Origin of the sequence: Nocardioides sp. (assembly GCF_041913365.1) — a bacterium.
GTDB lineage: Bacteria > Actinomycetota > Actinomycetes > Propionibacteriales > Nocardioidaceae > Nocardioides.
This window is the reverse complement of the sequence record NZ_JAYSFM010000010.1, coordinates 48218-67333: the sequence shown is the minus strand read 5'-3', so window position 1 is coordinate 67333 and position 19116 is coordinate 48218. Positions and strand designations below refer to the sequence as shown.

The following is a 19116-nucleotide window of genomic DNA, read 5'->3' as shown; positions in this document are numbered from 1 at the left end:
GGGGACGCGCGCTCAGCCCGCCGAGCCGGTGATGCTGAAGCTCGGCTGCGTCACCAGGCCCGGGTCGTCGTACGTCGCCACGCCGGGGCCGGTGCGGGTCCAGCCGTCGGGCAGCTCGCCGACGTCGTACCCCTCGGGCCAGTGCACGGTGACCGACACCGCCTCCGGGATCACCATGCCCTGCGGCGTGGCGTCGAGGTGGTAGGTCAGCGTGCCGTCGTCGAGCGCGTCGGCTGCGGCAGGGACGACGTACTCCAGGACCGCGGTGCGGGTCTCGGTGGGCGGAAGGGTCATCCGCAGCAGCTTGTAGGGGCGGCCGAAGTAGTCGAACACGTCGGTGCCGACCGGCTGGTCGGCCACGGTGGCGCTGGTGACGTCGACGTCGAGGGGCAGGAAGACGCCGAGGGTCATGCCGTTCCAGCGGGTGCGGCTGCTGCCCCGCTGCGGGTCGCCGAACTCCTGGTTGGCGTAGGGCGGGGAGTCGTTGTGCACGGTGATCGTGAGCCGGACCTTCGCCGAGCCGTCGGGCCGGAGCCGCACGTCGCTGGTCAGGCTGCGCCGCTGCCAGTAGTCGGACTTGCTGGCGTTGGTGTTCTGGTTGAGGACGGCGAGGTAGTCGTGCTCGGTGTCGGAGAGCTCGCCGGCGAGGCCGATGTCGGTGACCGCGGCCTGGACGTCGGGGTCGCGCATCCACATCGCGAAGTGGCGGCCCCGGGCCGAGTCGCGCAGGGACTCGATCTTGTCGACGCCGTTGCCGGGGCCGAGGAGGCGGTCGGCGAAGAGGGGGACCAACGCCAGGTTGAGCGCGTGGCGGGCCTCGTTGTCAGGGAAGGCGTCGTAGTCGCCGATCATCTTCTGCGTGAAGTTGTCGGCGTCGATCCGGCCGTAGATCGGCACGTCGACCGGGCCGGTGATGCGCATCAGGTCGGCCAGGGCGACGACGTCGACGGCGATCAGGCCGTCGGTCTCCTCGCCGACGATGCGGGCCCAGCCGCGCAGCAGTTCCTCGCCCGACACCGACCAGTCGGGAGCGTAGGTGGCCGTCGAGAGCCGCAGCTTGCCGTTGTGGAACGAGTTGCCCTCCACCTTCTGCCAGCGGCCGACGCGGTAGAGCTCCTTGTCGGTGGTGTCGCGGGCCTCGCCCACGGTGAGCCGGCCGTCCGCGACCGTGAGCGGGGCGAGGGTCAGCGGCGCGCCGCCGGAGAAGCGCTGCTCGCTCGGGTTGAGGATCGCCAGCAGGTAGGTGCGGTCACCGGCGGCTCCGAAGAGGTCGGGCAGCGCGTCGGCGAGGGGCTTGGCGCGGCGGGCGCCCGCCGCCAGCGGCGTGACGATCGCGGTCGCCTCGTCGCGGGCCTCGGCCAGCCGGGTGCCGACGCCGAGGGCGGAGTCGTCGACCTCCTCGAGCTCGAGCTGCGCGGTGTCGAGGTGGGTGCTGGCGTCCGTGACCGCGGTGACGACGTCGCGCAGCGTGGCCACGTCGATCGACCGGTCGCCGAACAGCGTCGCGTCGTCGCCCGTCACCGCCGGCCACGTCGCGACGGCGATCTCCGCGGTGGACGTGAGGTGGTCGAGCGCGTTGCCGAGGTGGCGTACGTCGGACACGGGGCCGCCGACCACCGGGACCACGCTCCAGACGTCGCCGCCGATGCCCTGCATCGCGTCCTGCACCCGGTCGGCGTGCTCGCGGGCACTCGCGATGCTCGCCGCGGCCGCGTCGAGGTCACCGGAGTCCAGCGCGGTCTTGGCGGCCTCCAGGTCGGACCGGGCCGCCTCCGCCTCGTCGGGTGCGTCGAGGAACGGGAGGGCCAGCAGGCCGAGCACGACCAGCAGCAGGAACAGCCCACCGACCACCATCCACGGCCGGACCACCCGTCGCGTGGACGGGCGAGGGCGGGACGGCATGGGGGACATGGTGCCAAACCCGGTGGAACGCCGTGGCGGTTCCGCAGACCCCTAGGGTGGCGCCATGCGCGGAATCATCCTGGCCGGTGGCACCGGCTCTCGCCTGCACCCGATCACGCAGGGCATCAGCAAGCAGCTGGTCCCGGTCTACGACAAGCCGATGATCTACTACCCGCTGTCCACGCTCATGCTCGCGGGGATCCGGGACGTGCTCATCATCACCACGCCCCACGAGGCCGACGGCTTCCACCGGCTGCTGGGCGACGGGTCGCAGTTCGGCATCAACCTGACCTTCGCGGTGCAGCCGAGCCCCGACGGCCTCGCGCAGGCCTTCATCATCGGCGCCGACCACATCGGCGGTGAGCGCGCCGCCCTGGTGCTGGGCGACAACATCTTCTACGGATCCGGCCTCGGCCAGCAGCTGCTCCGCTTCAAGGACCTCGACGGCGCCGCCGTCTTCGGCTACCACGTCGCCGACCCCCGCGCGTACGGCGTCGTGGAGTTCGACGAGCAGGGCCGCGCCCTCTCGCTCGAGGAGAAGCCGGAGCACCCGAAGAGCGACTTCGCCGTCCCGGGCCTCTACTTCTACGACAACGACGTGGTGCAGTACGCCGCCGAGCTGGAGCCGTCGGCGCGCGGCGAGCTGGAGATCACCGACCTCAACCGGCGCTACCTCGAGGAGGGCCGCCTGCACGTCGAGGTCCTGCCCCGCGGCACCGCCTGGCTCGACACCGGCACCTTCGACTCGCTCAACGACGCCTCGAACTTCGTGCGCACCATCGAGGGCCGGCAGGGCTTCAAGGTCGGCGCCCCGGAGGAGGTCGCCTGGCGGATGGGCTTCCTCTCCGACGCCGAGCTCGCCGAGCGCGCCGAGCCGCTCCGCAAGAGCGGCTACGGGGAGTACCTCCTCAGCCTGCTGACCCACAGCTGACAACCCCGCTGGTTGAGGTGCGAGCGGCGTCGTCGTCCGGTGGTTGAGGTGCGAGCGGAGCGAGCCTCGAAACCACGCCTCCTCGAGGGGTTTCGAGGCTCGTCGCTGGCGCTCCTCGCACCTCAACCGGCGATGTGGGTCGCTGGCGCTCGCGGGCTACTCGACCACCTGTGGAATCAGGCGAGGTCGGCGGCCACCATGCGGGCCACGATCTCCTCGAAGGCCACGGTGGGCTCCCAGCCCAGCACCTCGCGCGCCTTGGTGGCGTCGCCGACCAGCTCGGTCGGGTCGGCCGGGCGGAAGAAGGCCGGGTCGCTGCGGACCAGCGGCTCCCAGTCGGTGATGCCGGCGGCGGTGAAGGCGGCGGCGACGAAGTCGCGCACGGAGTGGGCGCGGCCGGTCGCGACGACGTAGTCGGACGGCTCGTCGGCCCGCGCGGCGCGGACCATCGCGTCGACGTAGTCGGGCGCCCAGCCCCAGTCGCGGCGGGCGTCGAGGTTGCCGAGGACCAGCTCGTCGGCCTCGCCGCGGGCGATCGCGGCCGCGGTGGCGGTGATCTTGCGCGTCACGAACCGCTCGGCCCGGCGCGGCGACTCGTGGTTGTAGAGGATCACGCTCGACACGTGCAGGTCGCGCTGCCGCAGCACGTGGGCCGACAGGTGCGCGAACGCCTTGGCGGCGCCGTAGGGGTTCACCGGGCGGATCGCGGTGTCCTCGGTCTGCGGGGAGTCCGTCGGCTCGCCGAAGATCTCCGCGCTCGACGCCTGCACGACGCGTACGTCACCCAGCTGGCGCGCCGACTCCATCAGCGCGACCGCGGCCTGGCCGTTGACGTGGGCGGTGCGGTCGGGCTCGTCCCACGACTGGGCGACCGAGCTGATCGCCGCCAGGTTGTAGACCTCCTGGGGCGCGATCTCGTGGACCAGCCGCCGGGTCGCCTCGACGTCGCCGAGGTCGCCGGTGTGCAGCACCACCTCGTCGGGGCAGTGCTCGGGGTGCCCGTCGGAGGAGTAGACGAGGGCGTGGACCTCCACGCCCTCGCCGACGAGACGCTCTGCGAGGTAGGTGCCGTCCTGACCGCCGATGCCCGTGATGAAGGCCCGAGCGGTCACCAGCCCGCCTTGACCGCCGCGATGTCGCTGTCGACCATCATCGCCACGAGCTCGGGGAACGAGACCGTGGGCGTCCAGCCGAGCTTGTCCTTGGCCTTCGAGGCGTCGCCGATCAGCAGCTCGACCTCGGCGGGGCGCATGAAGCGCGGGTCCTGGGTGACGTGCTTGGACCAGTCGTCGACGCCGACGTGGGCGAAGGCGGCGTCGAGGAAGTCGCGGATCGACCAGGTCTCGCCGGTGGCGATGACGTAGTCGTCGGCCTCGTCCTGCTGCAGCATCCGCCACATCGCCTCGACGTAGTCGCCGGCGAAGCCCCAGTCGCGGCGGGCGTCGAGGTTGCCCAGCGCCATCGAGTCCTGCTGGCCGAGGTGGATGCGGGCCACGGCCTGGCTGATCTTGCGGGTCACGAACTCCGGCCCGCGGCGCGGGGACTCGTGGTTGAACAGGATGCCCGAGGAGGCGTGCATGCCGTAGGACTCGCGGTAGTTGATCGTCATGTAATGGCCGTAGACCTTGCTCACGCCGTAGGGGGAGCGCGGCCACAGCAGGGTGCTCTCCGACTGGGGCACCTCCTGCACCTTGCCGAACATCTCCGAGCTCGAGGCCTGGTAGAAGCGGATGGCCGACGGGTCGTCCCCGGCGTGGAGGCGTACGGCCTCGAGCATGTTGAGCACGCCCATGCCGGTCACGTCGCTGGTGACGAAGGCGTTCTCCCAGGAGTACGCCACGAAGGAGATGGCGCCGAGGTTGTAGACCTCGTCGGGGTCGGTGTCGCGCAGCGCCCGCATCAGGCTGGACAGGTCGGTGAGGTCACCGTTGTGCAGGGTGACGTCCGGGACGACCTTCTGGACGAGCTCACGGCGCGGGTTGTTCTGGCCGCGGATCAGGCCGTGGACGTCGTACCCCTTCTCGAGCAGCAGCTCGGCGAGGTAGAGGCCGTCCTGGCCCGTGATTCCCGTGATGAGTGCGGTAGGCATGCGCGCATTCTGTCAGGGAGACCGATCGTTAGGGTGAGGCGCATGAAGATCCTCGTCAGCGGAGGGGCCGGCTACATCGGCTCGCACACCGTCATCCAGCTCGTCGCGGCCGGCCACGACGTGGTCATCGTCGACAACTTCAGCAACTCCCACCCGGTCGTCCTCGGCCGGATGGAGGCGCTGACGGGGACCTCGCTGCCGCTGCACTCCTTCGACCTGTGCGACTACGACAAGACCGAGCACCTGTTCGCCGCCGAGGACTTCGACGCGGTGATCCACTTCGCCGGCTACAAGGCCGTCGGTGAGAGCGTGGAGAAGCCGCTCGACTACTACGAGAACAACCTGGTCTCGACGTTCTCGCTCGTGCGGGCGATGCAGAAGTACGACGTCGACAAGCTCGTCTTCTCCTCCAGCGCCACCGTCTACGGCACCAACCAGGCCGGGGCGACCGAGGACCAGCGCACCTTCGCGACCAACCCCTACGGCTGGACCAAGGTGATGCAGGAGCAGATCCTGCGCGACGTGGCCGCGGCCTCCCCGGAGATGCGGTTCGCGCTGCTGCGCTACTTCAACCCGGTCGGCGCCCACGAGTCCGGCACGATCGGCGAGGACCCGTCCGGCATCCCCAACAACCTCACCCCCTACATCGCCCAGGTCGCGGTGGGCAAGCGCGACAAGCTCCAGGTCTTCGGCGACGACTACGACACCGTCGACGGCACCGGCGTGCGCGACTACATCCACGTCGAGGACCTCGCCGCCGGTCACGTCGCCGCCCTCGAGGCGCTCACCCGGACCGACCAGCCCGTCCACGTGTGGAACCTCGGCTCGGGCCACGGCACGAGCGTGCTGGAGATGCTGCACGCCTTCGAGCGCGCGGTCGGCCGCGAGCTGCCCTACGAGGTCGTCCCCCGCCGGTCGGGCGACGTCGCCACCTCCTACGCCGACCCGTCCAAGGCCAACGCCGAGCTCGGCTGGAGCACGAAGAAGTCGGTCGACGAGATGGCCGCCGACGCGTGGCGCTGGCAGTCGCAGAACCCGCAGGGCTTCGCGGGCTGATGCTCCGGCGGCTGGCCGTCCTGCTGTTGGGTCTCGCGATGGGCCTGGGTCTCGACACGCTCGCTGCTGCGGCGCCGCCGGTTGAGCAGGGCGAGGGACGAGCCCGTGTCGAAACCAAGGCTCCGCTCGGCGGCCGCACCATCGTGATCGACCCGGGCCACCAGCTCGGCAACCACAACTTCCCCGCGCGGATCAACCGCCCGGTGCCGGCCGGTGGCTTCCGCAAGCCGTGCAACACCACCGGCACCGCGACCGACGGCGGCTATCCCGAGGCGACCTTCGCCTGGCAGGTCTCGCGGCTGGTGGCGCGGCGGCTGCGCGAGCTCGGAGCCACCGTCCGGCTGACCCGCCACAGCAACCGGCAGGACCGGTGGGGTCCGTGCGTCGACGCCCGCGGGCGGGCCGGCAACGCGATCGACGCCGACCTGAAGCTGTCGATCCACGCGGACGGGTCGTACGCCGCCGGCGCCCGCGGCTTCCACGTCATCGCGCCGCCCGACCGGGCGCCGTGGACCGACGACATCGCCCGCCCGTCACGCCGGCTGGCGGCGGCCGTCAAGTCCGGCCTGCAGGGCCGCGGCTTCGTGCCGGCGAACTACGTCGCCGGTGGTGACGGGCTCGACGTCCGCTCCGACCTCGGCACCCTCAACCTGTCCGACGTACCCACCGTGATGGTCGAGCTGGGCAACATGCGCAGCGCCGCCGACGCGCGGGTGATGACCTCCCCGCGAGGCCGCGCCCGCTACGCCCGCGGTCTCGTCGCCGGGGTGCGCGCCTTCCTCCGCTGACACCATGAAGGCAGTTGGACTGCCTCGCGACGTACCCGAGCCTGCTCGCGTCCATGTGTGACGCCAACTGCCTTCATGGTGCCTGTGGAGAGACGGAGCGAGCGCCCGCCGGGTGCTGTCAACCTCAGGGAGTGGACCCGGTCGATGCGCTGCGCGAGCTGGGCGGCGTGGCGCCGTTCGGCGAGCTCATCGCGCTGACGACCCGGGCGCAGGTCTCGGCAGCGATGGTGGAGGGACGGATCCACAAGCCTCGCCACAACCGGTACTGCCTGGCAGATGCCGAAGCCACCATGCGAGCAGTGGCGCGCACCGGGGGCACGGCCTCCCACCTCAGCGCTGCGCAGGAGTTCGGCTGGAAGCTGAAGCACGACCCGGTGAGACCGTGCATCACCCTCCCTCGGAGCGCGCGCAAACCCGCGGGCAGCTACGAGCTGCACTGGGCCGACCTGTCCGACCGTGAGCGCCGCCGCAACGTCACCTCCCGGACGCGCACTGTGATCGACTGCGCGAGGGCGTACGACTTCGACGTGGCTCTGTCTGTCGCCGACTCTGCCCTACGCGAAGGCATCGTCGACCGCGACGACCTGCTCGTCGCCGCCGCCCGCAGTCCTCGAACCGGCCGGGCCAAGTCAGTCCGGGTGGCACAGGCGGCGTCGCATCTGCGGGCGAACCCGTTCGAGTCCTGTCTCCACGCCATCGCGATGACCGTCCCCGGGCTGGCGGTCGTCCCGCAGGGAGAGGTGCCCGGCGTCGGACGGGTGGACCTCCTCGACCGCGTCCTCGGCATGGTGATCGAGGCCGAGTCCCTCGAGCACCACTGGACCAAGGCGGGGTTGCAGCGCGATGTCGACCGCTACACCAAGGCGGCTCGGCTCGGATTGGTCGTGCTGAGGTTCACCTGGGCAGACGTCATGTTCTCGCCCCGCGAGGTGGCCGCGGCCATCGAGGAGGTCGTCCACTGGCGCACCATGCAGGCAGTTGGCCGTCACGCGCTGGTCGCGTGAGCGTGCCGCTGACACAGGTCGCGGCGAACTGCCTTCATGGTGTTGCCTCAGCGGACCTCGAGCTCGGCGAGGCCGCGCAGGACGGCGCGGAGGTGGGCGACCTCGTGGGTCCGGACGAGGTGGGTGCCGCCGAGGGCGGCGAAGACGCCGTAGAAGCCCTCGGCCTTGCGGAACTCGTCGCCGAAGAGGTCGTAGGAGTGCGGCACCGCGTTGCAGACGGGTACGCCGAGGGGGCGGAGGCGGAAGCCCTGGGTCAGCACGCGCGCCTGGTGGCGGGCCCGGGTCGGCGGGTCGACGAGGTTGCCGTAGTAGAAGCCCATGCCCGGGTCGATCACCACCCGGTGCACGCCGAGCGAGCGGGCGTGGGCGATGCGCGGGGCGAAGTGGTCGAGCAGCACCGGGACCGGGTCGTCGTCGGGCGGCACGTCGGCGATCTCGCGGACGTTGGCGGTCTCGCCGAAGCACATCACCACCGCGGCGTCGTACTCGGCGGCGAGGCCGAGCATCTCGTCCTCGTGCTCGCGGCCGGTCATGTTGAGGATGCGGGCGCCGGCCTCGAGGCAGGCGCGCACGACCGTCGGCTCGTAGGTCTCGACGGACACGATCGACTCCTCGGCGAGCTCCCGGACCGCCGGCACGAGGGTGAGGGCCTGGTCCTCGGCGGACACGCGGGCCGCCCGGGCGTTGCTCGACTCGGCGCCGAGGTCGACGATCGCGGCGCCCTGCGCGCCCTGGATCCGGCCCATGCGGACGGCGTCCTCCGGGTTGATCGCCACGCTCTCGCGGTAGGTCGAGTCGCGGGAGAGGTTGACGCAGCCCATCAGGGTGACCGGCCCGTCGCCGATCCGCACCTGTCCGCGCGGTCCGTCGAGGACGACGGGCGCAACCGGGCTGTCCCACGCGTCGCCGTGCTCGTTCTGGAGGGCGGCCAGGTCGGCGAGGGTGATCACGGTGCAACAGTAGGGGCGTGAGCCCAGACGCCGACGCGCAGCACCTCGAGCTGCAGCACCTCGCCGACCTCTCCGACGACGACCTGGCCCGGGCCTACGCGCCCGCGCGCGAGCCGTGGCTGCGGGTGAACTTCGTCAGCACCGTCGACGGCGCGGCGACCGGCTCCGACGGGCTCAGCGGGACGATCAACAACGCCGCCGACAAGCGGGTCTTCGACGCGCTGCGCGAGCGGGCCGACTGCCTCGTGGTCGGGGCCGGCACGCTCCGCGCGGAGGAGTACGACGTCCCGCGGCTGCCGCTGGTCGTGGTGAGTCGCTCGGCCGACCTGCCGCCGACGCTGCGCGACGCCCCGCCCGGACGCGTCCTGATGGCGACCGTCGCGTCCTCCGACGGCCTCGACGCGGCGCGCGAGGCCCTCGGCGAGGACCACGTGCTCGTGCTGGGGGAGGACGAGATCGACCTCGTCGCGCTCAAGGAGGAGCTGGCGCGACGCAGATGGACCGAGCAGCTGTGCGAGGGCGGGCCGTCGCTGTTCGCGGACCTGCTGGCCGCGGGTGTCGTCGATGAGCTGTGCTGGACGGTGGTGCCGATGCTGACCGGTGGCGATGCCGTACGCATCGCGACCGGGGCAGAGGTGGACGTGGCCCTGCGCCCCGTCCTGCTGCTTGAGCAGGACGGGACGCTGCTGGGCCGCTGGTTGGTCGACGCTCAGGGCGCCGGGTAGTCGACCACGAAGCTCGGCTGGCCCGATCGTGTGCTGTCGACCCGGTCGCCGGTGTCGTTGACGACGTGCTCGATGCTGCCGGCGTCGAGGTTGACCGTCATGACGTGGTGCAGGCGTACGCCGGCCCGGTCCGGGACCTCGAATCCTCTCTCGGTGGTGATGGCCGGGTCGTTGCGGTTGAAGACGTAGACCCCGCCGCCGTAGAGCTGGTGGCGGCGCACCCGGTCGCCCACCTTGTAGCCGGGCCAGCCCAGCGTGCCGTCGGGCTGCGTCCAGTCCGCCTGGCTGGGCGGGTCGTAGGGCAGCTCGTTCTGGTAGAGCACGACGTGGCCGTCCTCGCCGTTCCAGATCGTGTTGTAGGTCTGGAAGTGCTCGACGAACAGGCCGGTCGCCCGCACCCGGTCGCCGTTGACGACCAGCCCGACCCGACCGGTGTTGGTGCGCCAGCGGTCGGTGTCACCGCTCGCGCCGGCGGTGAAGCCCTCGATGCCGTGGTCGGCGCGCCAGACCCAGATGTGGTCGATGAGCACGTCGTCGGCGTCGATGACCAGCGCGACCCGGGTGCGGCCGACGTGCGGGCCGCCGACGCGGAAGTAGACGTCGTTCAGCGTCGTGCTGGGCGTGCTCCCGGAGCCGTGCCGGCCGCGCCAGTGGTGGCCGTGCCCCTTCCGCTCCTCGAGGTGCATCAGCGACCGCGACAGGCCGGTGCCGGCGTCGATCGTGACGCCCGCGATGACGACGCCGCTCGCCTTGCCGTCGACCACGACGGGCGTCGAGCCGCCGACCGCGGTGAGCGTGGCCTGGCCCATGCCGAGCACCACGGTGTCGCTGCGCTTGATGACCAGGCTGCGGTCGACGTCGTACACACCCGGGGTGAGGAGCAGGTGCTTGCCGCGCGCGAGCGCGGTGGCGAGGACGCGGGCCGGCTGGCCGGGGCGGGCGACGTGGAACGCCGAGAGCGGCAGGTCCCGCCCGGGGTCGGCGCCGGTCGTCCAGTCGGGGCCGCGCGAGCCGGTGCGGACCGCGGGGACGTGCACCTTCCACGCGCCGGATCCGTCGATCCAGAGGTAGGGCTTCTCGCGGCTGACCGGGGTGGTGTCGAGCGTCGTGTAGGTCTCGGTCGGGAAGTTGGCCTCGGACGGCGCGCCGATGGTGCCGGCGAAGACCTGGTTCCAGACGCCGTTGGACCACGACGCGACCTCGCTGTTGCGGGTCAGCCACTGCTGCTGCGAGCCGTTGATGATGGTGCCCGCGCGGGAGTTCGCGAGGAAGCCGCCGCTGGCGTACTGCGGGCCGGCGGTGCAGTAGTCCATCAGTGACAGGTTGCCGTTGCGGATGTCGACCCGGCGCAGCGCGGAGGCCTGGGAGGCCGCCCAGAAGTTCGCCGAGGCGCGGCAGCCGTCCTGGCCGGTGCCGTTGACGTTGATCGTCAGGTTCGACATCGAGCGCCAGAAGTTGTTGAGCGCGACGCAGTAGGGCTGGGTCGGGCCGTCGGTCAGGCAGCGGTTGTAGACCTCGACCTTGCCGTTGATGACGGTGTCGGACGGGGAGGCGCCGAGGCCGGCGACCTCGGTGTAGTAGCCGACCTTGATCTGCAGCGGGTCGGCGTCGGTGCCGTAGGTGCCGGGCTTGAAGAGCAGGCTCCAGCGCTCGGACGACATCTCGGCGTCGACCTGCTGGGTCCAGATGGACTCGGCCCGCGCCTCGATGTCGGCGACGGGCATCGACGGGTCGAAGACGACCACCCGGTCGCCCAGGTCGGTCACGGTAGCCGGCGGGTGCTTCTTCGCGGCGGACTTGGTGGGGGCCTCGGCGAGCGCCGCGCCCCCGAGCTGCAGGGGCGCGAGGCCGACGACGACCAGGGCCAGGACGGAGACGGCCGTGCGCAGTGGCGTACGACGCGGGGGACGAGGCATGGGCAACCTTTCCGAGTGGGAGCGCTTCCACTCGGGAGTGTGCCGCAGAAGTGTGACCTGCGCCACACCCACTTCTCGGTACGCGGGCGGGCTCCGCTCGTCAGCGGTGGTCCACCCACATTCGCCGGGCGCGGAATGTGGGTGGACCACCGCTCGCCGGCGCGGCGTCGTACGACACGCGCGTGAGCGGTGACCCACCCACATTTGGCCGGCGCGGAATGTCGGTGGACCACCGCTCGAGGGCCGGCCCTCGGCCTTGAGTCTCTGGGCGACTCAAGGGCCAGTGGTCGCGGTAGTCCAGTGGCAGATGGCTGGCTCGAGGTCCGATCGACAGCCATCTGCCACTGGACTACCCCAGGGGAGGGGCGTCAGTCGTCGCCGAGGGCGTCGAGGAGGGCCTGGGAGAAGGCGGGGAGGTCGTCGGGGTTGCGGCTGGTGATGAGGTTGCCGTCGACGACGACCTGCTCGTCGACCCACTCGCCTCCGCTGTTGCGGATGTCGGTCTGCAGGCTGGGCCAGCTGGTGAGGCGCTTGCCGCGCACGCGGTCGGCCTCGACGAGGGACCAGGGCGCGTGGCAGATGGCGGCGACGGTCTTCCCGGAGTCGACGAAGTCGCGGACGAAGCCCACGGCCGTGTCGTCCATGCGCAGGGCGTCGGGGTTGGCGACGCCGCCGGGGAGGACCAGGGCGTCGTAGTCGTCGGGGGAGGCGTCGGCGACGAGTCGGTCGACCTTCTGGGTGCTCGACTTGTCGAGGTGCTGGAACAGCTGGACCTCGCCGTCCTCGAGCGACAGAAGCTCCACGGTGTGACCCGCGTCGGCGGCGGCCTGCCACGGCTGGGTCAGCTCGACCTCCTCGATGCCCTCGGTGGCGGTCAGGAATGCGATGCGCTTGGTCATGCCTCCACGCTTGCTCGCCCGTCGCCTCCGGACAACGCACCAACGGGTGGTCTGGCTCCCGGCGCCGTCCGGGGCTTCGCTAGCGTCGGCGGCATGAGTGCCCCCGACCTCTCGTCCCTGACCATCGCCGTCCTCGGTGGCACCGGACCCCAGGGGCGGGGGCTGGCCCGCCGGTTCGCGGCCGCCGGGCTCGACGTCGTGCTCGGGTCTCGCGATGCACAGCGCGCGCAGGACACGGCCGCGACCCTCGCCGACGTCGGCAGGGTCCGCGGCGCCTCGAACGCCGACGCGGCCACCGCGGCCGACATCGTCCTCGTCGTGGTCCCGTGGGACGGGCACGCCGAGCTGCTGGAGTCGCTGAAGGGCGAGCTCGAGGGCAAGGTGGTCGTCGACTGCGTGAACCCGCTCGGCTTCGACAAGCAGGGGCCGTACGCCCTGCGCGTCGAGGAGGGTTCGGCGACCCAGCAGGCCGCGGCGATCCTGACCGGCTCGCGGGTCGTGGGCGCGTTCCACAACGTCAGCGCCGTCCTGCTCGAGGACCCCGCCGTCGAGCGGATCGAGACCGACGTGCTCGTCCTCGGCGACGACCGCGAGGCCACCGACCTCGTGCAGGCGCTGGCCGACGTGGTGCCCGGGATGCGCGGGATGTACGGCGGCCGCCTCCGCAACGCCCACCAGGTCGAGGCCCTGACCGCCAACCTGATCGCCATCAACCGGCGCTACAAGGCCCACGCCGGCGTCCGGGTCACCGACGTCTGACCACCCAGCGAGGCGTCAGCCGATCGCGCCGTTGTTGTCCTTGGCGAGCGAGCGGGAGATGACCATCCGCTGGATCTGGTTGGTGCCCTCGAAGATCTGCATCACCTTCGCCTCGCGCATGTAGCGCTCGACGGGGAAGTCGCGGGTGTAGCCGTAGCCGCCGAGGACCTGCACGGCGTCGGTGGTGACCTTCATGGCGTTGTCGGTGGCCACGAGCTTGGCGATCGACGCCTCGCGGGAGAACGGCAGCCCGGCGTCGCGCAGGCGGGCGGCGTGGAGCAGCGTCGCGCGCGCGGAGACGACGGCGGCCTCCATGTCGGCCAGCACGAAGGCGAGCCCCTGGTGGTCGATGATCGCCTTGCCGAACGTCTCCCGCTCGCGGGCGTACGCCACGGCCGAGTCGAGCGCGCCCTGGGCGAGCCCGGTCGCGACGGCGGCGATGCCGAGGCGGCCGGAATCGAGGCCGGCGAGGGCGATCCGCAGCCCGTCGCCCTCGGCGCCGAGCCGGCGCTCGACGGGGACGCGGACGTTGTCGAAGCGCATCGTCGCCGTGGCCGAGCCGGTGAGGCCCATCTTGCGCTCCGGCGGGTCGGCGCTGAGGCCCTCCGCGGACGCCGGGACGAGGAAGCAGGAGATCCCGTTGCGGTCGTCGGAGGTGCGAGCCATCACCTTGTAGAAGTCGGCGTGACCGCCGTGCGTGGTCCACGCCTTCGCGCCGTTGATGACGTACGCGTCGCCGTCGAGGCGCGCGGTGGTCCGCATCGCGGCGGGGTCGGAGCCCGCGTGCGGCTCGGAGAGGCAGTACGCCCCGAGCAGGTCGCCGCCGAGCATGTCCGGCAGCCACTCGGCCTTCTGCTCCTCGGTGCCGAAGTACGCCAGCCCGAAGCACGACAGCGCGTGCACCGAGACCCCGACGCCGACCGACGACCAGACCGCGCCGATCTCCTCGAGCACCTGGAGGTAGACCTCGTAGGGCTGGTCGCCGCCGCCGAGCTCCTCGGGGTAGGGCAGGGACAGCAGGCCCGCCTGGCCGAGCATCCGGAAGACGTCGCGCGGGAAGGTCTCGGTGGCCTCCGCCTCCGCAGAGCGGGGCGCGAGCTCCTTCGTCGCGATCTCGCGGGTGAGCGCGAGGAGGTCGCGGGCCTCGTCGGTGGGCAGCTGGCGGCGAGCGGTCATGGAGCGCACGCTACCGGCGTAGTCCGGGAGGCATCGGCGGGGTAGTCCGTTGGGGCCACCGAGGATGGGGGAGGGCCCGCCGGGACCTAGCGTGGCGCCTCGTGGGTGCAGGGTGGCTGCCGTGGTCGGCGGCGTCGTTGGCGAGCGGGGCGGTGCTCCTCGTGCTCGGCGCCCTCTCCATGCCCCCGACGACCGAGGTCGGCCAGGTCATCGACGTGGTCACCCACCAGGACGGCGCCTGGCTGATGGCGTCGGCCTCCTTCTTCCTCGCCTCGGTCGGCCTCACCATGGGCCTGCCCGCGGTGCTGTGGCTGTTCCCGCGCCGGCACCAGACCGTCGGGCTCGTGGGGCTCTGGATCTGGGCCGTCGGCACGATCGGCACCGCCGGGGTGGCGGCCATCCTGATCCTCTTCCGCGCGGTGGTGCACACGGTCGAGATGACGCCGGCCCAGGTCGAGGCCCTCAGTGACGACCCGCTGCTGCGGCTCGGGCTCGGCGCGGTGTTCGGCGCCTTCTACCTCGGCGAGCTCGTCGTCGCGCTGGTGCTGCTGCGCGGTCGCGCGGCGCCGGTGTGGGTGCCGGGGCTGTTGCTGCTCCACATCGCGATCGCCCCGGTCAACCACCTGCTGCCCGTCCAGCTGCAGGGCGTGCAGACGATCGTGCTGGGCGTGGGACTGATGGGCGTCGCGGTGCGGGCGACCGAGGCGTGGGCCGGCTCGCGGCCGCTGGCCCGCCTCTGAGCCAGCCCGGGGAGCCAGCTCGGGGTCAGGCCGGCGCCCGGACCACGCCCTGCTCGGCGAGCACGGCGAGGGCGTCGACGACCAGCCTGGCGGCCTGCGGGTGCTCGCCCCACGCGGCGGTGACCTCGCCGACCAGCTCGGCCTCGGTCCGCGGCTGCGCCAGGCCCAGCCAGAGCACCACACCGAGCCCGCCCAGCACCTGGACGCGGTCGCCGACCATCACGACGAGCTCGTCGACGTACTCGACGGCGTCCTTCCACGCCGTCCGGCTCCAGCGACCCTCCACGGCGCCGTCGCCGCGCCCGTCGAAGGGGTGGTGGAGGCGGGCGGGCGGCTCCTGCGCCTCGCCGTCCAGCAGCCCGACCACGTCGTCGACCCACTCGGCGAACTCGCGGTAGTGCAGCCCCCACGCGCCGCCGCAGGCGTCGATCGTGTCGGCCAGGCGGCGGATGGGCTGGTCGAGGTGCACGAGCGACGAGCTCTGCTCGACGATCTCCACGATCGCGCGCGCCGCCGAGACCGGCACCAGTCCGTCGTCGTCGGTGCCGCGGTGCAGCAGCACGAGCCGGTGGAGGTACGACGACTCCGGCGGCCGCGCCAGTCCGAGGTCGTCGGGTGACAGCGAGCCCTTCGCGTACGGCTGGGCGGGGTCGGCCACGACCGACAGGGGCTTGGGGTGCGGGTGCAGCACGAGGCTCTCGTCGAGGGAGACGGTCTCGTCCGAGAGGTAGCCGAGCTGCTCAGCGAGCAGTGCGATCGCCGTTGTCTTGCCGGAGCCCGACGGCCCGACGAGGGCGACGGCACGCCCGTCGGTGTCGGCGACGGCGCCGGCGTGCAGGTTGACCCGCTGCCCGGCGGTGGCGTCCAGGGCGGCGAGGGTGACACGCGTCGTGACGGCGTAGTCGAACGCGGCCGGGTCCTCGAGGTCGTCGGTCGTGACGTCGACGGTGCGGGTCGCCGGACGGTCGGTGAGGGCGCGGCTCCACTGGCGGCGCAGGCGCTCGGCCGTCTCGCCGGTGACCGGGATCCCGACCGCGACGCCGAGGGCCTCGACCACCACCTCGGGTGTCGTCGCCTCGGTGCTCACGCCGCCAACTCTAGGGTGGGCGCGTGGGCTGGTGGCGGGATCGGCGGGTCGTGGCCGGGCTGGGTGCGGCGTACCTGCTCGTGCTCGCGCTCCTGGTGGCCGGGCCGTGGGGCTGGGCGCTGAACCGGCTGACCGTGCGGCTCTACGTGTTCTTCCGCGAGGACTGGCCGGTGGCGCCGGGCTGGGCGCTGCCCGAGCACTACGGCTACCTGCTCAACGTCGTGCTCTTCGTGCCGCTCGGCGCGTTCGTCGTGCTCGTGTGGCGGTGGCCGTGGTGGTGGGCCACCTGCGCCGGGGTGCTCGCGTCCGCGGCGATCGAGGGTGTGCAGTGGCTGTGGCTCGCCCGGGACGGCGACTGGCTCGACGTGGTCGCCAACGGCCTGGGCGCGCTGCTCGGCGCCGTGGCGGCCGCGGTGGTCAGTCCTCGCGGACGACGCCGATGACGACGAGCTGGTCGACGAGCTCGGCGACGTCGTGGCGGATGTCGTCGACGGAGGCGTCCGACATCGCCGCCGCGGCCGCTGTGACCTCCTCCAGCGTGCCGCCGTCGGCGAGCGCCAGCCACACCAGGCAGCCGGACCCTTCCAGCATGATCGGCATCCCCCGGGGGACGCGGGTGAGGTAGGCGGTGGGCTCGCCATCGGCGTCGAGGTCCTCCTGGCTGACCCACGCCACGTCGTCGGCGATACGGTAGGTGTGCGTCACGATCGCCTCGCCCGCCTGGCCAGCTCGTCGACCGCGCGCCTGAGGCGGAGGCGCTGCCGCTCGCGGACCTCCTCGCGCGTCGGTGGCCGGCCGAGCTCCATCCGGAGGTGGTCGCGGTTGACCCGCAGCGCCGCGGTGGCGAGCTGGACCTTGGCGCGCGGGCCGGAGGCGGCGGCCAGCCGGGCGCGCCACTCGTCGGCGCGGCTGCCGCCCTCGGCGAAGTACTTCCAGAGCCGGTACGTCGGGTGGTGCCGGTGCAGCTCGAGCTCGCCGATGCCGGCGGCGAGGGCGACCTCGGCGTCGAGGTCGGCGGCCAGCTTGCGGACGTCGTCCTGCTCGCCGGGTTCGGCGGCCAGCCAGGCGTGGTCGACGTCGCTGGTGCCACCGGAGCGTGCCGAGTGCAGGACCAGGATCAGCCGCTGTGCCGTACGGTCCGGGACCTGGCAGTCACGGTGCGCGATCTGCAGGGGCAGGCTGGTGCGGCTGAGGACGTCGAAGGCCTGCTCGGCGTCGACCATCACCCCGGGCCAGTGGACGTGCACGTCCACCCAGCCCCAGTCGTCGTGCCACCAGTTCGCGGCGTGCGCGAACACCGACCCGGTGGCGAAGTCGGTGCGCTTCTCCCAGCCCACCGACTCCAGCGCCGCGGCCAGCCGGGCGAGGTGGCTGGGCCGGACGAGCACGTCGACGTCGCTGGAGTGACGTCCCTCGGCGCGGAGGCCGGGCAGCACGGCCGGACCCTTGAGGTGGAGCACGTCGATGCCGGCGTCGTCGGCCAGCTTCTGGACGACCGCGTGCGCGAGGTGGACCCGCGCGGCGATGGGCGCCGCCCGGCCGTCCGGCTCCTCGGTCATGTCCTCATCGTGCCAGTGACCTCGTGGCGGTGTTGCCGATCCACCCGGACGGGCACGGCGTACGCCCTAGACTCGCGCGCATGACCTTCGGGGACTTCGTCAGGCTGACTCGCGCCTATGTCTGGGTGCTGATCGGCTGCACGGTCCTCGGCGCGCTGCTGATGATGGCGAAGACGACCCGCGACCCGGTGCTCTACTCGGCCACCGCGTCGGGCCTGGTCCGGGTCGGCAACGCGACCACCGCCGGCGAGGAGCAGGGCAACGCCGCGCTCGCCGAGGAGAAGGCGGGCCTCTACGCGTTCCTCGTGTCCAAGACGCCGGTGGCCGAGCGGGTCGTGGAGGACCTCGGTCTCGACGTGCCGCCGGCCGCCATCGCCGGCCGCTTCTCGGCCAACGTCGACGCCGACGTCAACGCCCTGACGGTCAGCGCCATCGGCAGCACGCCCCAGGAGGCGCGCGACCTGGCCAACGCCGTCGTCGACGCCGTCGTCGTCGTCGCGCAAGAGATCGAGACCGGTGAGAGCAACCCCAAGCAGGACGCGCTGACGCGCATCGTGCCGCTGGAGGAGGCGCAGCTCCCGGGCGCGCCGTTCACGCCCGACTACCGCAAGGCGGCGATGAAGGGCGCGGCCGGCGGGCTCGCCCTGGCGTACGCCGTCCTCATCGCGCGGCGGCTCATCGACCGCCGGATCCGCTCGGTCAAGCACGTCGAGGACGCGACCGGCGCCTCCGTGCTGGGCATCATCCCCAAGGAGGACGCCCTGGGTCGCAGCCACCGCGGCGTCCGTGGCGACCTGGGCAGGGCGGCCGAGTCGTTCCGCCAGCTCCGCACGAACCTGCGCTTCGTCGACGTCGACAACGAGCCGCGCAAGGTCGTGGTGACCTCCGCGCTCGCGGGCGAGGGCAAGTCCACCGTCTCCTCCAACATCGCCCGGCTGGTGGCCCAGGCGGGCACGCCCGTGCTGCTGGTCGACGCCGACCTGAGGCGCCCGCAGATCGCGACCACGTTCGAGATCGACGGAGCCGTGGGTCTCACCCAGGCGCTCGCGGGCGACGTGGAGATGCGCGACGTGATCGTGGACTCCGGGATGGCCAATCTCCGCCTGCTGCCGGCGGGCCGGATCCCGCCCAACCCCAGCGAGCTGCTGGGCTCCCTGCGGATGAAGCAGTTCATCGACGAGCTCTCCCAGGACTACCTCGTGATCCTCGACGCGCCGCCGCTGCTGCCGGTCACCGACGCCGGCCTGCTGTCCGCCTTCTCCGACGGCGCACTCCTCGTGCAGGCCGCCGGCAAGACGCAGATCGAGCAGAGCCAGCAGTGCCGCCGGATCCTCGACCAGGTCGGCAGCCGGCTGCTCGGCGTCGTGCTCAACAAGGCGCCGGTCAAGGGCGCCAGCGCGATCGCCTACGGCGGCGGCTACAGCGGCTACGGCGGGTACGCCGGCTACCGCGCCGAGGAGGCCACGCGCGAGGCGTACTCCAGTGCGGGCAAGAGCCGCCGCCGCAAGCTGCTCGCCAGGTCCGGCAAGGACTGA

Annotated in this window: 19 protein-coding genes; 9 read left to right on the top strand and 10 right to left on the bottom strand. The window is 72.2% G+C overall.

Annotated elements, in window-relative coordinates:
- Positions 1–12: 12 nt before the first annotated feature.
- On the bottom strand, positions 13–1902 hold the full coding sequence (locus ACE3QY_RS18310; RefSeq protein WP_374457488.1) for a DUF4012 domain-containing protein: 1890 nt from the start codon (positions 1900–1902) through the stop codon (positions 13–15).
- 64 nt (positions 1903–1966) lie between these two features.
- On the opposite strand from ACE3QY_RS18310, the gene rfbA reads away from it, so the two are divergent.
- Positions 1967–2833: a glucose-1-phosphate thymidylyltransferase RfbA gene (rfbA, locus tag ACE3QY_RS18305; RefSeq protein ID WP_374457487.1), complete on the top strand. Its 867-nt coding sequence runs from the start codon at positions 1967–1969 to the stop codon at positions 2831–2833.
- 176 nt (positions 2834–3009) lie between these two features.
- Here the strand turns inward: rfbA and ACE3QY_RS18300 are convergent, their stop codons facing one another.
- Positions 3010–3945, bottom strand: a complete 936-nt coding sequence (locus ACE3QY_RS18300; protein WP_374457486.1) for a GDP-mannose 4,6-dehydratase — start codon at positions 3943–3945, stop codon at positions 3010–3012.
- Complete coding sequence (gmd, locus tag ACE3QY_RS18295) at positions 3942–4922, bottom strand: GDP-mannose 4,6-dehydratase (RefSeq protein ID WP_374457485.1); 981 nt, start codon at positions 4920–4922, stop codon at positions 3942–3944. The genes ACE3QY_RS18300 and gmd overlap by 4 nt, the downstream gene beginning before the upstream one ends.
- Before the next feature lie 42 nt (positions 4923–4964).
- On the opposite strand from gmd, the gene galE reads away from it, so the two are divergent.
- From galE to ACE3QY_RS18280, 3 genes are all read left to right on the top strand, one after another.
- Positions 4965–5978, top strand: coding sequence for a UDP-glucose 4-epimerase GalE (gene galE, locus ACE3QY_RS18290; RefSeq protein WP_374457484.1), 1014 nt, complete (start codon positions 4965–4967; stop codon positions 5976–5978).
- Positions 5978–6766: an N-acetylmuramoyl-L-alanine amidase gene (locus ACE3QY_RS18285; protein ID WP_374457483.1), complete on the top strand. Its 789-nt coding sequence runs from the start codon at positions 5978–5980 to the stop codon at positions 6764–6766. Before galE ends, ACE3QY_RS18285 begins: the two co-directional genes overlap by 1 nt.
- Before the next feature lie 167 nt (positions 6767–6933).
- Positions 6934–7770, top strand: coding sequence for a hypothetical protein (locus ACE3QY_RS18280; RefSeq protein WP_374457482.1), 837 nt, complete (start codon positions 6934–6936; stop codon positions 7768–7770).
- 47 nt (positions 7771–7817) lie between these two features.
- Here the strand turns inward: ACE3QY_RS18280 and ACE3QY_RS18275 are convergent, their stop codons facing one another.
- The gene (locus ACE3QY_RS18275) at positions 7818–8720 is read right to left on the bottom strand and encodes a dihydropteroate synthase (RefSeq protein ID WP_374457481.1); all 903 of its coding nucleotides are present in this window, start codon (positions 8718–8720) and stop codon (positions 7818–7820) included.
- A 17-nt stretch (positions 8721–8737) separates the two neighbouring features.
- Here ACE3QY_RS18275 and ACE3QY_RS18270 point away from each other — a divergent pair, with 17 nt between their 5' ends.
- Positions 8738–9445 (top strand): dihydrofolate reductase family protein, encoded by a 708-nt coding sequence (locus tag ACE3QY_RS18270; RefSeq protein ID WP_374457480.1) that lies wholly within the window; start codon positions 8738–8740, stop codon positions 9443–9445.
- Here ACE3QY_RS18270 and ACE3QY_RS18265 read toward each other — a convergent pair.
- Complete coding sequence (locus ACE3QY_RS18265; protein WP_374457479.1) at positions 9430–11361, bottom strand: hypothetical protein; 1932 nt, start codon at positions 11359–11361, stop codon at positions 9430–9432. The two genes, ACE3QY_RS18270 and ACE3QY_RS18265, sit on opposite strands and share 16 nt — an antisense overlap.
- 368 nt (positions 11362–11729) lie before the next feature.
- On the bottom strand, positions 11730–12260 hold the full coding sequence (locus ACE3QY_RS18260; protein ID WP_374457478.1) for a type 1 glutamine amidotransferase domain-containing protein: 531 nt from the start codon (positions 12258–12260) through the stop codon (positions 11730–11732).
- Positions 12261–12353: 93 nt separating this feature from the next.
- Here ACE3QY_RS18260 and npdG point away from each other — a divergent pair, with 93 nt between their 5' ends.
- Complete coding sequence (npdG, locus tag ACE3QY_RS18255; RefSeq protein WP_374457477.1) at positions 12354–13019, top strand: NADPH-dependent F420 reductase; 666 nt, start codon at positions 12354–12356, stop codon at positions 13017–13019.
- Positions 13020–13034: 15 nt separating this feature from the next.
- Here npdG and ACE3QY_RS18250 read toward each other — a convergent pair whose 3' ends face one another.
- Positions 13035–14195 carry an acyl-CoA dehydrogenase family protein gene (locus tag ACE3QY_RS18250; RefSeq protein WP_374457476.1) on the bottom strand — a complete coding sequence of 387 codons (1161 nt, stop codon included), beginning with the start codon at positions 14193–14195 and terminating at the stop codon, positions 13035–13037.
- Positions 14196–14296: 101 nt separating this feature from the next.
- Between ACE3QY_RS18250 and ACE3QY_RS18245 the strand changes: the two genes are divergently transcribed.
- Positions 14297–14935, top strand: coding sequence for a hypothetical protein (locus ACE3QY_RS18245; RefSeq protein ID WP_374457475.1), 639 nt, complete (start codon positions 14297–14299; stop codon positions 14933–14935).
- A gap of 25 nt (positions 14936–14960) precedes the next feature.
- Here the strand turns inward: ACE3QY_RS18245 and ACE3QY_RS18240 are convergent, their stop codons facing one another.
- Entirely contained in the window at positions 14961–16022 is a 1062-nt protein-coding gene (locus tag ACE3QY_RS18240; protein ID WP_374457474.1) for a hypothetical protein, read from the bottom strand.
- A gap of 23 nt (positions 16023–16045) precedes the next feature.
- Here ACE3QY_RS18240 and ACE3QY_RS18235 point away from each other — a divergent pair, with 23 nt between their 5' ends.
- Entirely contained in the window at positions 16046–16465 is a 420-nt protein-coding gene (locus tag ACE3QY_RS18235) for a VanZ family protein (protein WP_374457473.1), read from the top strand.
- Here ACE3QY_RS18235 and ACE3QY_RS18230 read toward each other — a convergent pair.
- On the bottom strand, positions 16440–16727 hold the full coding sequence (locus ACE3QY_RS18230; RefSeq protein WP_374457472.1) for a PqqD family peptide modification chaperone: 288 nt from the start codon (positions 16725–16727) through the stop codon (positions 16440–16442). The genes ACE3QY_RS18235 and ACE3QY_RS18230 overlap by 26 nt on opposite strands.
- Positions 16724–17581 carry a nucleotidyltransferase family protein gene (locus tag ACE3QY_RS18225; RefSeq protein ID WP_374457471.1) on the bottom strand — a complete coding sequence of 286 codons (858 nt, stop codon included), beginning with the start codon at positions 17579–17581 and terminating at the stop codon, positions 16724–16726. The genes ACE3QY_RS18230 and ACE3QY_RS18225 overlap by 4 nt, the downstream gene beginning before the upstream one ends.
- An 80-nt stretch (positions 17582–17661) precedes the next feature.
- Here ACE3QY_RS18225 and ACE3QY_RS18220 point away from each other — a divergent pair, with 80 nt between their 5' ends.
- Positions 17662–19116 carry a polysaccharide biosynthesis tyrosine autokinase gene (locus ACE3QY_RS18220; protein ID WP_374457470.1) on the top strand — a complete coding sequence of 485 codons (1455 nt, stop codon included), beginning with the start codon at positions 17662–17664 and terminating at the stop codon, positions 19114–19116.

Excerpts from the sequence above, each read along its gene's own strand:
- gmd (WP_374457485.1), bottom strand. The coding sequence starts at position 4,922 with ATGCCTACCGCACTCATCACGGGAATCACGGGCCAGGACGGCCTCTAC.
- ACE3QY_RS18310 (WP_374457488.1), bottom strand. The coding sequence starts at position 1,902 with ATGCCGTCCCGCCCTCGCCCGTCCACGCGACGGGTGGTCCGGCCGTGG.
- ACE3QY_RS18260 (WP_374457478.1), bottom strand. The coding sequence starts at position 12,260 with ATGACCAAGCGCATCGCATTCCTGACCGCCACCGAGGGCATCGAGGAG.
- ACE3QY_RS18265 (WP_374457479.1), bottom strand. The coding sequence starts at position 11,361 with ATGCCTCGTCCCCCGCGTCGTACGCCACTGCGCACGGCCGTCTCCGTC.
- galE (WP_374457484.1), top strand. The coding sequence starts at position 4,965 with ATGAAGATCCTCGTCAGCGGAGGGGCCGGCTACATCGGCTCGCACACC.
- ACE3QY_RS18250 (WP_374457476.1), bottom strand. The coding sequence starts at position 14,195 with ATGACCGCTCGCCGCCAGCTGCCCACCGACGAGGCCCGCGACCTCCTC.
- ACE3QY_RS18225 (WP_374457471.1), bottom strand. The coding sequence starts at position 17,581 with ATGACCGAGGAGCCGGACGGCCGGGCGGCGCCCATCGCCGCGCGGGTC.
- npdG (WP_374457477.1), top strand. The coding sequence starts at position 12,354 with ATGAGTGCCCCCGACCTCTCGTCCCTGACCATCGCCGTCCTCGGTGGC.
- ACE3QY_RS18285 (WP_374457483.1), top strand. The coding sequence starts at position 5,978 with ATGCTCCGGCGGCTGGCCGTCCTGCTGTTGGGTCTCGCGATGGGCCTG.
- ACE3QY_RS18220 (WP_374457470.1), top strand. The coding sequence starts at position 17,662 with ATGACCTTCGGGGACTTCGTCAGGCTGACTCGCGCCTATGTCTGGGTG.
- rfbA (WP_374457487.1), top strand. The coding sequence starts at position 1,967 with ATGCGCGGAATCATCCTGGCCGGTGGCACCGGCTCTCGCCTGCACCCG.